Origin of the sequence: Peribacillus simplex (assembly GCF_030123325.1) — a bacterium.
GTDB lineage: Bacteria > Bacillota > Bacilli > Bacillales > DSM-1321 > Peribacillus > Peribacillus simplex_D.
Genome location: NZ_CP126106.1, coordinates 5,482,824 through 5,494,191, shown reverse-complemented (window position 1 = coordinate 5,494,191; position 11,368 = coordinate 5,482,824). Strand labels below are relative to the sequence as shown.

Genomic DNA, 11,368 nt, shown 5'->3' with positions numbered 1-11,368 from the left:
AGCCAGACATAAATAGAGAGACGTTACAAGGCAAGGATGTAACGGGTTGAAAGGGGAAATGAAACGTTGAAAAAAAATATCATTGCCATGAATGCCTCCATCATGATCGGGTTGGGAAGCATTCTAGCGGCACCTTCGGTTTATGCTGAGTCGATTTCGAATTTAGAAAAACAGAAAGAATCCATCCAGGAAAAACGTTCCGGTGTTGAATCGAATATTTCCGAAACGGAAAAGAAAATCGATAACCTGCAGGATAAGCAAATGACAGCAGAAGATCAAATCGCTGCCCTTGAAGCGAAAATTGCCGAGTCCGCAAAAAAGATCGATGCCAAAAATGCTGAAATTACACAAACGAAAAAAGAAATCGAGGCATTGAAAGAAGAGATTAAAGTATTAAAAGAGCGGATCGCCAAACGTAATGAAGTATTGAAGGAAAGGGCCCTTTCTTTCCAGGAGACTGGCGGGGACGTGAACTACCTTGAAGTATTATTCGGATCATCCAGTTTTGGGGATTTAGTTGACCGTGTCGGAGCTGTAGCGACAATCGCTGAAGCCGACCGCGATATTTTAAAGCAGCATGAGCTGGATAAAAAGGATCTAGAAGAAAAGCAAAAAGCAGTAGAAACGAAGCTAGCCAGTTTAGAAGTGGCAAAAGCTGAATTATTGGAAATTCAAAAGCAGCAAAAACAGCAGAAGCAAGAAAAGGATGCTTTGGTTAAGAAATTAAAGCAACAAACTAAAAAGCATGAAGACGAGAAGATGGGTCTAGAGGAAGAGAAAGCGAATCTTGCCGCTCAAGAAAAAGCAATCAAATCTGCCATCAGCTTAGAGCATCAACGTCTTGCCGAATTGGAAGCAGCCCGTAAAAAAGCGGCAGCCGAAGCGAAAAAACGTGCAGAGCAAGAAGCAGCGCAAGCGGCAGCACAAGCAGCTTCTCAAGCATCACAAGCATCCGAAACTAAAAAGCAATCCACTTCTTCAGGATATAGTGCAAAAAGCAACAGCTCATCACCATCTTCACAATCTTCGTCTAATGTAAGTCAAGCGCCAGCTGTATCATCTGGTACATTCACTAGACCAAGTGCAGGATATGTATCTTCAACAATGGGTGAACGCTGGAATAAACAGCATGCCGGCATCGATATCGCTGCTAGCGGAACGGTTCCAGTTGTAGCGGCAGCCGACGGGGTCGTAAGCCGTTCTTACTTCTCCAGTTCATACGGTAACGTCGTCTTCGTTACCCATTCAATCGGCGGCCAGCAATGGACTACTGTGTATGCACACTTAAGTTCTAGACAGGTAGGCGAAGGTGCTGTAGTTGCCAAAGGTCAACAAGTTGGCATCATGGGTAACACAGGACATTCCTTCGGTCAGCATTTACACTTTGAGCTACATAAAGGCCCATGGAATTATAGCAAGTCAAATGCTGTTAATCCATTAGACTATATACCTAATTAATACCCAATATATCAATGAGAAAACAGACCAGGATTAAATTCCTTGTCTGTTTTTTTGTGGTGTCAATTTTATCTATAAGCATATTATTTCCACTCCCCTCATATAGTGAAATACATATCAGGTCAGAAATGGGGATAAATATGGTCAAAAAATGGGTACTTCCTCTAGCAATCATCATGTCACTAGCCATTGGAGCAGTGGGGGGCATATATTGGACAAGCTTCTCGGCCAAGAATGAAGTAAAGGATGAAAGCCAAGCAATATCGAAGGATAGAGAATGGGCAAAAGTTGAACAAGCTTACGGTTTGATCGTAAGTCAGTATGTAGAACAGGTGGAAGGTTCCAAACTGGTCGAGGGTGCCATCCAAGGCATGCTGTCAGCGTTGAAGGATCCTTATTCCGTATATATGGACAAGGAGACCGCTAAGCAATTCAATGAAACCCTGGACTCATCCTTTGAAGGGATTGGGACTGAAATCGGAATGGAAGATGGTAAGGTCATCATTGTTTCTCCTTACAAAGATTCACCTGCCGAAAAAGCGGGATTAAAGCCGAAAGATCAAATCCTTAAGGTGAATGGCGAGAGTGTCGAAGGTTTGGATCTGTATGAAACACGCCTGAAAATCCGTGGCGAAAAAGGTTCACCCGTCAAAATGGAAATAAAGCGGGCTGGGGTGGACAATCCTCTAGAATTCAATATGGTGCGTGCCGAAATCCCGTTGGATACCGTATTTTCATCAATTAAGGAAGTCGCCGGAGAACAAATCGGTTATATCGAGTTGACCACATTCTCGGAAAATACTGCGACTGATTTCAAAAAGCAGTTGAAGGAGCTGGAAAAGCAGGGAATCAAGGGCTTGGTCATAGATGTACGCGGCAATCCAGGCGGCCTTCTTTCCAGTGTGGAAACGATTCTTGGCGAATTTATCACAAAAGACAAACCCTATTTGCAAATTGCGGAAAGGACGGGAGAAACACAATCGTTTTTTACAAGCCTTAAGAAAGCGAAAGCTTATCCCATTGCCGTGTTGACGGATAAAGGCAGTGCCTCAGCCTCGGAAATCCTAGCTGGAGCGATGCAAGAGGCGGGAGGCTATCCATTGGTCGGTGAGAAGACCTTCGGGAAAGGCACTGTACAGCAAGCTGTACCAATGGGTGATGGCAGTAAGATTAAACTTACGTTATATAAGTGGCTGACGCCTTCAGGGAACTGGATCCATAAAAAAGGGATCGAACCGACAATCAAAGTGAAACAACCGGAGTATTTTGATGCACATCAGCTGGCAATCGAGAAGGTGCTGCAGCGGGATATGAATGATGAACAAATCCAGTATGCCCAAAGCATTCTGAAAGGACTCGGGTTTGAACCGGGGCGTGAGGATGGATATTATGATTGGAGTACAGAAATTGCAGTAAAGGCATTCCAAAAACAATTTGGACTGGAAGTTACGGGTGAACTGGACGCTAAAACCGCAGCACATCTGGAATCCGCCATTCTGGATAAGATCCAGGATGAAGATAATGATATTCAGTTACGTACGGCTTTGAATTATTTAGTGAAATAAATTGCTGGCACCGTTCCCCTTGGAGCGGTGCCTCTTTTGTATTGGCTGTTTTCGCTTACTTTGTTGCTATTTACCAAGTAAAGCGGTGTGGTTGATTTCCCCTCCAGATGCTCGCTTTCCGCGGGGCGGACGGTGAGCCTCCTCGGCGTAAACGCCTATGGGGTCTCACCTGTCCCGCTGCTCCCGCAGGAGTCTCGCACTTGCGCTCCAATCAACCTTAAATTGTTTCGTTTTAAAAACAACAATCTTTATGAAAAGAGCCTTTGCATTTGATCGAGCCCCGCCTGCGAACATGAAGGCAGTATAGGGGAAACTTAAGATAAAGCTACTTTTTCTGCATCTTAATAGGCATGAAGGTTACATTTTTGATAGAATAGGAGGTAACTGACCAGAACGAAATTTGACAAAATTTTGATTACTTTTGAGGATGGTGGAAAGAAATTGACAACGGATTGGCTGATTGCATGCTTAATGGGATTAGGAAAACTCTTCCTTCATCCTTTGCTTTATGTTTCGATTGCCTATTGTTTATTCATCGGCTATCTTCGCGTTAAACGGGAACGCCATGATTTCAATACGAAGATTTACGGTTTTTCCATGGAGCTTCGTTCCATGTTACCTCAAGGCTTGGTATGGGGATTGATCCTTTCCTTCCTCACGCTGGCTGCTGGACTAGCCATTCCTTTAGCGGCTCTGTTCATCATGGCAGTTGTTACGGTTTTGTCCATGCTATCCATGAAAAAGAGGTTTGTTTCCCCCGTTTATACAGTGGGACTCACCTTCTTTATCCTTTTCTTTTTATATGATAGTGATATCCAGCTGACTTTATTACAGGATGCCTTTAATCAGCTGGATCGGTCCGTATATCCGACACTTGTTATTTTGATAGGTTTGTTACTGATTGCTGAAGGGTTTTTGATTGCTGGCAATGGAAGTGAAAAGGTCTCTCCTCAGTTGGAGGTATCCAAGAGGGGGCAGCCGATAGGTGTGTATGTTTCACAGCGAATCTGGCTAATTCCCATGTTCGTCATGATACCTGGAGGACAACTTCCAGTGCCTTTCGAATGGTACCCGGTTTTTTCAATCGGGGATATGTCCCTATCGCCGATCGTACTGCCCATGTTAATCGGCTTTAAGCAAAAAGTTCATGGGACGCTTCCGGAACTGGCCATTAGGGCGCAAGGTAAAAAGGTAGGGGCATTGGGAATCGTGATTACGCTATTGGCGGCAGTGGGTTACTGGTACCCTCCATTGGCAATCATAACGGCTGTTTTAGCGATCCTTGGTCGTGAACTCCTGCACTATACCCAAAAGGCAATGGATCAAAAGCTTCCTTTTTATTTTTCGAAAAGTAAGCTGGGTGTCCAGATCTTGGGCGTTATCCCTCAATCTCCGGCAGATAAAATGGGGTTGCAAAAAGGCGAGGTCATTTCGAAAATAAATGGGGTCGTCGTCAGGGAGGAAGAAGAGTTATACAGGGCGCTCCAAATAAACCGGGCACATTGCAAGCTTGAGGTCATCGATAATAATGAACAGATCCGTTTTGTGCAAAGAGCTCTTTTTGACGGGGAGCATTACGAATTGGGCATCTTGTTCGTAGACGATCAATTAAAGGAAAGCGGACAAGTGGGTTAATGATACATTAATATAAAATAAAAGGCCTTTCTCGAATAGATCGAGAAAGGCCTTTTTCAAAATATTACTTTTCAAGCATGATCTTTTCTATATCGTCCAGCATTTTATTAGCTGCTATTACTCCGCCAGCTGTATTCCAAGTTGCGTCGCTAACCTCATGGGCATTTCCGCTTTTGACTGCATCAAGGTTTTTCCAAAGTGGATCATTAGTCCATTCTTTTGCTGTGCTTAGGGCCTGTTTGTCCCCTTCAGGAGCGTAAGTGAAGTAGAAGAGAATATCTCCATCCATTTTAGGGATGACTTCTTTCCCTACCTCAATGGCAAGGTTACCTAATTTATTGTCTGCAGTGAATAGTTCCTTCTGTTGTTCTGCACGTTTAAATCCTAATTGATCGAAAATCACTCCAGAGAATGAATCTGTGTAATAAATACGAGTAGTTCCAGCCATGAAACGAACAATGGAAACTTCTTGATTTACTTTATCACCCAATTTAGCTTTAAGATCTTCTGTGTTTTTATCGAATTCTGCAATTACTTCGTTACCTTTTTCTTCAAGGTTCAAGGCTTTTGCATATAGTTTAAAGTTTTCTTTCCAATCTCCTCTTAGCGTTTCCGAGAAAACGGTAGGGGCGATCGCATTTAATTTATCATAAACAGCCTCTTGGCGTATCTTGCTTCCGATAATCAAGTCAGGCTTCAGTGATGCGATTTTTTCTAAGTTAACTTCATGTTCAACACCAACAACTTCGACCCCATCCATATCATCTTTAATATGGTCGTACCAAGGGTCACCAAGCCATGATTGAACGGCACCAACAGGTTTAATTCCTAAAGCAAGCAATGCTTCAGTACCTTCATTTGTCAGAACGACCACTCTTTTAGGCGTTTCTTTCAACTCGGCAGTGCCCATGGCATGCTCAATTGTGTAGCTTTTCTCCTCTTTCTTGTCTTCAGCTTTATTTCCATCGGCTTTATCATCCGAATTCCCGCAAGCTGCCAGAAGAAAGACTGCAAATATTGTAAAAATCGTTAATAATGACTTAAATCTAAACATCTATGTATCCCTCCCAATTTTTCAGCAAATGATAATCATTCGCACTTAACAGCATCATCATAAAATGAATATACTTTTCTGTCAATATATAAATGAAAATGATTCTCAAATTCATTGACATCATCCCGTTGCCACCAGTAAAATATTACTATACAAACGTGATTGGAAAGGTAACTTGATATGTTATTAAAATATGCATGGCAGAAATGGATGGGGCTGTTCATTACCATTCTTTTGCTGCTGTTTTTACTGTGCTCAAGCATTGTATACGGTTATACAGATACGACATGGAAAATGGCCATCGATGCTTTTACCCATTTCAATGGGACGAATGAACACATCGTCATTCAATCAGTCAGACTTCCGCGTGCCCTGATTGCTTCGGCAATTGGTGCAAGTTTAGCCATCTCGGGGGTTTTGATGCAAACGCTAACTAAAAACCCACTGGCCTCTCCAGATATCTTCGGGGTCAACGCTGGGGCGGGGTTGGCGGTTGTCACTGGGGTCACCGTGTTTGGGATAAGCAATCTTCAAGTATTCACATGGCTGTCATTCATGGGGGCGGCCATAGCCGCGATAAGCATATATATGATTGGAAGCATGGGACGCGGCGGCTTGACACCGATGAAGCTGACATTGGCTGGTGCAGCCATGACGGCCATGGTAGCTTCACTTACCCAAGGTCTTCTTGTTTCCAATGAGGCTCTTTTAGATCAAGTCCTATTCTGGCTTGCCGGATCGGTTTCCGGTAGAAGTCTGGACAATTTAGTTGCCGTCCTGCCTTATCTTATCGTAGGATGGGGCATTGCCTTGATCATGTCCGGTAAAATGAATGTGTTATCAATGGGTGAAGATGTTGCAAAAGGCCTTGGACTGAATATAGTTTTCCTTAAGCTGGTCCTGGGACTGGCAATCATACTGCTCGCTGGCGGATCAGTGGCGGTTGCGGGTCCGATTGGCTTTATAGGAATCGTCGTTCCGCATCTTACCCGTGCTATAGTAGGCATCGATCATCGCTGGTTGATTCCCTTCTCTGGACTTTTCGGGGCGGTGCTTTTGATTGCGGCCGATGTCATGTCCAGGTATATCCTGATGCCTCGAGAAGTTCCGGTTGGAGTCATGACAGCCATAATCGGGACCCCATTCTTTATTTATATTGCTAGAAAGGGGTTCAGCGGTCGATGAAGCCATATAAGAGTTTTCGTTTGTTTAATGAAAAAATATCATTCTTGATGGATAAAAAAGCGATGATCGTGATTTTCATATTATTTTTAGCCACTTCACTAGTGTTTGTGATCAGTACTGGAGTGGGTGAAATGAATATAAATCCGTTAAGTGTCCTCCAGGTCTTTATCGGAGGGGGGACGGAGAGCGATCGGCTTATCATCCAATCTTTCCGCCTGCCCAGAATAATTGTTGCCCTGCTGGTAGGGATGGGCCTTGCCGTAGCTGGAGGGATCCTTCAAGGGATGATTCGAAATCCACTTGCTTCCCCGGATATCTTGGGGATAACAGGAGGAGCGACTGTAGCGGTCGTTGGATTCCTGGCCATTTTTAGCGATAAGAATCATTCTTTAACGGTGAGCATCAATTGGATGCCGTTAGCTGCATTCATTGGGGCGACGGTCGTGGCCTTTCTTGTTTATTCATTAGCCTGGAAAAATGGAGTTCCCCCGATAAGGCTTGTGTTGATCGGGATTGGGGTGATGGCTTTAATGAAGGCATTCACTACGATGATGATGATTCTTGGCCCAGTCTATCAAGCGAGCCAGGCCAACCTTTGGATCACGGGGTCAGTGTCAAACTCCACCTGGAATAATATCGCTGTACTGGCACCATGGACGATTATATTCCTGTTAATCGCCTTCCTGTATGCCAGGAATATTAATTTACAGGAGCTTGGCGATGACCTTGCAACGGGGCTTGGGGGCCATGTCCAAAAACAGCGGTTTGCATTATTGATGATCAGTACGGCCTTGATTGGTGGATCCACGGCCTTTGCCGGCGGAATAGGATTTGTGGGATTAATGGCACCCCACATGGCCAGAAGATTGGTTGGTTCGAGTTTTGGTGTGTTACTGCCCACTTCAGCTTTGCTTGGGGCCATCCTGGTTATGGTGGCGGATTTGATTGGACGGACCTTATTCTCACCTTTGGAAATACCGGCTGGTGTCTTCACAGCGAGCATCGGGGCACCATACTTCATTTATTTACTATATAAAACGAGGAATTCGTAAATCCGGAAAATGCAGAAAGAAGCAGCCATCCCTAGAGGATGGCTGCTTCTTCAGTTTGTAGACAAAAGGGGTTTGGATTGGCCTTCCTAAACCCCTTCTGTTGTTTTTACCAAATTTAGAGAAATTGCAGACTTTTCATTAGAACCATAGCCCATATTCTTTTTTTCCCCTCGGACCGCCCGTGGAAAGCGAGTGCCTGAAGTGGAAATCAACGTTCGAATTGTACTAAACATAAAAAAACTGTAGGCAGGCTCGCTTTTTTTTCATTAAGCTTCTTTAGCTGCTTCGATTTCGATGGTAAGCGTGATTTGATCGCCGATCAGTACGCCGCCTGTTTCTAATGCCGCGTTATAGGTTAGACCATAATCACTGCGTTTGACTTTCCCTTTTCCGCTAAATCCCGCTTTTTCATTTCCCCATGGATCTTTACCTTGGCCTTCGAAGGTGATGCTGAAAGTTTCTTCTTGTGTGATTCCATTAAGAGTCACATTTCCGGTTACATCGTATTCATCTTCACTCGTTTTCACGATTTTTGTTGATTTGAATGTTAATGTAGGATTGTTTTCTACATCAAAGAAGTCAGCGGAACGCAAGTGATTATCCCGGTCTGCATTGCGTGTGTCGATACTGGCCACATCAACGGTAAAATCGATTTCTGCAGTCGTTAGATCCAATGGGTTTGCTAGAATGCTTGCTTCAAACTTATTAAAACTTCCTTTTACTTTAGCGATCATCATATGTTTTACGGAAAATTCTATAGCACTGTGAGTAGGGTCGACTGTCCATTTTGTATTTGTCATGTTTATTCCTCCTGATTATTAATCTTGAATTTATATATCTTTAATTTGAGATATCTTAACTTAATGTAATTATAAGAGGTTAAATCAATAGTGTCAACTGAAAGTTTTCCTTAATTTTGAAAACATGAAAAACCCTGTGCATTTATGGGGCACAGGGTTTTTGTCTTATGAAGACTCCCTATATTAATTGGCATGCTCTTTCTCTTCTTGATTGGTCACTTTACTCGGCCAAAAAGCACGGCGGCCAAGTAGGGCGGTGATTGCAGGAACAAGGAACGGGCGCACAATGAATGTGTCCATTAAGACACCAAGAGCAGTAATGAGACCGAATTGAACCAATACTTGAATCGGAAGTGTGGCTAGAACGGAAAAAGTGGCTGCCAAGATTATTCCGGCAGAAGTGATGACTCCGCTAGTTTCGGCAACGCCTTTTCTGATGGCCTGCTTGATTGGCATTGTTTCTTTCTTACGCCAAATGCTTGAAACCATGAAAATGTTATAATCCTCTCCAAGTGCAACCAGGAATACGAAAGAATAAAGTGGAATGGTCCCCTCTATGGCATCTACACCCATGAAATAGTGCAGGATTAACCAACCTAAGCCCATAGCGGCAAAGAATGAGAGAATGACTGTCCCCATTAAATACACCATGGCTATCACAGATCGCAAGTACGCTAAAAGGAGCAAGGAAATCAGGACGATGATGATCGGGATGATCATGAATTCATCGGATTTTACGGTATCCCTTTTATCGAATTGCGTCGCAGTTTGCCCGCCAATCCAAACCTTTTCATCAACGGAAGATATATTGGCGGCCTTCAGTTCTCTCTCCGCCATTTTGCGGATTTCCGGAATGGAATCAATGGCCTCGATAGCATATGGGTTCAAGTTGAAGGTGACCTCATAGGATTGCAAATCTTTATTGGATTTACTTGTGACTGGATCGGCAACACTTTCAACAATATTCATTCCTTCTAATGCCGGCGCTAAATCGATATCTTCACCATCCGTATCGATGACCACTGTGGCTGGTGCCAGTTCGCCAGGTGAGTACGAATCGGAAATGACAGAATAGCCTTCACGGGAGTTCATATCTTCAGGGAAGGAGGAGAGAATATCATATGAATATTTTATTTGTGAAGAATATCCAGCTAAAACACTGAAGATGACCAGGCATGTAAGAATGACAGTCCATGGCTTGGTCGTGACGATATGACCAATCCAGTTACCGATGCGGCCTTCTTTATGCTTTTTGACGGCTTTTCCCTTTTTCTTAGCCCGTGCTTCTTCCATTTCAGGTGTACGCGGAACGATCGGGAAGAAGGAAGCCCTTCCGAATACAGAAAGCAATGCCGGTACAAGTGTTAAAGCTGCGAGCATCATGATAAAAATGGACAAGCTGAATGGTACAGCGAAACGGTGGTAGGCTCCGTATTTGGCTACAAGCAATGTTAGCAGGGAGATGACGATCGTAAGGCCGCTCATCGCAATGGCGCCTGATGAATCTTTAAATGCGGCGATCATGGCCTTCCGTTTGCTTTCATGATTCCTTAATTCACTTCTGTAGTGAGAAATTAAAAATAGACAGTAATCCGTTCCGGCACCGAATAATAATACGGTCATGATTGAAATTGCCTGTGAATCGACTGTAATCCAACCATGATCTGCCATGAATCCTAGAATCGGGCTCGTGACAATATAGGCGAAGCCCACTCCGATTAGAGGAATGATGGCTAAAAGAGGAGAGCGGTAAATGAGTAATAACACGACAAGTACTAGTATTACCGTCGCTAACAGCAATTTGAAATCAGCACCTGAAAATAAACCCGTTGCATCGACGGATATCCCTACAGGGCCTGTCACTCGAAGGGATAAATCACCTGAATCCGTCGGGACTTTGAATGGGTCCGATCCAATGCGTTCAGATACAGCTTCATTAATGCTTTCAAGATTTTTTTCGAGAATTTCAGTCTCGGTCTTTTCTTTAAAGAAAAGCGGCTGTACGAAAGTCGTTCCGTCTTCTGAAACCGATCCTTGAAGAGCAGGCAACGGAATTTCATGAAGCGGCGGTAAAAAGGATTGCTGTGTCAATGGGTTATCTGTCAGTTCTTTGGAAAGGTACTGGATTTCAGCCAAGTCGGCCTCTGTCAGTCCACTTTCCCGATGCCATGTAAGGAGGGCAGGTAATCCAGAGGATTTTGGAAACTCTTCTTTAATAAGTTCATCAGCCACGACAGAAGGTGAGTCTTCAGGCAAGTCTGCGGCATTATTTGCTGTTCGATCATTAACGGCAGGCAATGTGAAGGTTAATGCGATAGCTGCAATTATCCATACAGCAATGACAACCCAACGACTGGTTTTTCCAGTCATCATCCTGCCAAGTTTCCCTAATATTGATTCGTCCAATGAAGGCACCCCGTTTTTTAAAATTTTTTATCCTTAGTTCATTATAATGGAGCGCTGTTGACAGATACAAAAATGGGTATGCTCACTCCCTATTTCTACTAAATGCATAAAAGCTTTCTAATCATTATATGATCTAAACCAGTTGTTAATGGCATAAACCTATGCTCAGCGATATATAGGGGGAAAGTACTTATTTAACTAATTTCAATTAAA

General features: G+C 43.6%; 9 protein-coding genes. 5 read left to right on the top strand and 4 right to left on the bottom strand.

All coding sequences use genetic code 11. The features are described from left to right. The first annotated feature begins 66 nt into the window (after positions 1-66). The 3 genes from QNH43_RS26230 to QNH43_RS26220 all read left to right on the top strand — a co-directional run bounded on the left by QNH43_RS26230 (position 67) and on the right by QNH43_RS26220 (position 4,658). The gene (locus QNH43_RS26230) at positions 67-1,458 is read left to right on the top strand and encodes a murein hydrolase activator EnvC family protein (protein WP_283916279.1); all 1,392 of its coding nucleotides are present in this window, start codon (positions 67-69) and stop codon (positions 1,456-1,458) included. Positions 1,459-1,598: 140 nt separating this feature from the next. Then, positions 1,599-3,023: a S41 family peptidase gene (locus QNH43_RS26225; protein WP_283916278.1), complete on the top strand. Its 1,425-nt coding sequence runs from the start codon at positions 1,599-1,601 to the stop codon at positions 3,021-3,023. Positions 3,024-3,464: 441 nt separating this feature from the next. Further along, positions 3,465-4,658: a PDZ domain-containing protein gene (locus QNH43_RS26220; RefSeq protein WP_283916277.1), complete on the top strand. Its 1,194-nt coding sequence runs from the start codon at positions 3,465-3,467 to the stop codon at positions 4,656-4,658. A gap of 64 nt (positions 4,659-4,722) precedes the next feature. Here QNH43_RS26220 and QNH43_RS26215 read toward each other — a convergent pair whose 3' ends face one another. Then, on the bottom strand, positions 4,723-5,712 hold the full coding sequence (locus tag QNH43_RS26215) for an ABC transporter substrate-binding protein (RefSeq protein WP_283916276.1): 990 nt from the start codon (positions 5,710-5,712) through the stop codon (positions 4,723-4,725). Next, the gene (locus tag QNH43_RS26210; RefSeq protein WP_283916275.1) at positions 5,705-5,827 is read right to left on the bottom strand and encodes a hypothetical protein; all 123 of its coding nucleotides are present in this window, start codon (positions 5,825-5,827) and stop codon (positions 5,705-5,707) included. Before QNH43_RS26210 ends, QNH43_RS26215 begins: the two co-directional genes overlap by 8 nt. A gap of 65 nt (positions 5,828-5,892) precedes the next feature. On the opposite strand from QNH43_RS26210, the gene QNH43_RS26205 reads away from it, so the two are divergent. Together QNH43_RS26205 and QNH43_RS26200 are read left to right on the top strand one after the other, a co-directional pair. Then, the gene (locus tag QNH43_RS26205) at positions 5,893-6,897 is read left to right on the top strand and encodes a FecCD family ABC transporter permease (RefSeq protein WP_283916274.1); all 1,005 of its coding nucleotides are present in this window, start codon (positions 5,893-5,895) and stop codon (positions 6,895-6,897) included. Next, positions 6,894-7,949 carry a FecCD family ABC transporter permease gene (locus QNH43_RS26200; protein ID WP_283916273.1) on the top strand — a complete coding sequence of 352 codons (1,056 nt, stop codon included), beginning with the start codon at positions 6,894-6,896 and terminating at the stop codon, positions 7,947-7,949. Before QNH43_RS26205 ends, QNH43_RS26200 begins: the two co-directional genes overlap by 4 nt. Positions 7,950-8,215: 266 nt before the next feature. Here the strand turns inward: QNH43_RS26200 and QNH43_RS26195 are convergent, their stop codons facing one another. Together QNH43_RS26195 and QNH43_RS26190 are read right to left on the bottom strand one after the other, a co-directional pair. After that, positions 8,216-8,749 carry a YceI family protein gene (locus QNH43_RS26195; protein ID WP_076368266.1) on the bottom strand — a complete coding sequence of 178 codons (534 nt, stop codon included), beginning with the start codon at positions 8,747-8,749 and terminating at the stop codon, positions 8,216-8,218. Between the two features lie 183 nt (positions 8,750-8,932). After that, complete coding sequence (locus tag QNH43_RS26190; protein WP_434060145.1) at positions 8,933-11,155, bottom strand: MMPL family transporter; 2,223 nt, start codon at positions 11,153-11,155, stop codon at positions 8,933-8,935. Positions 11,156-11,368 lie beyond the last annotated feature (213 nt).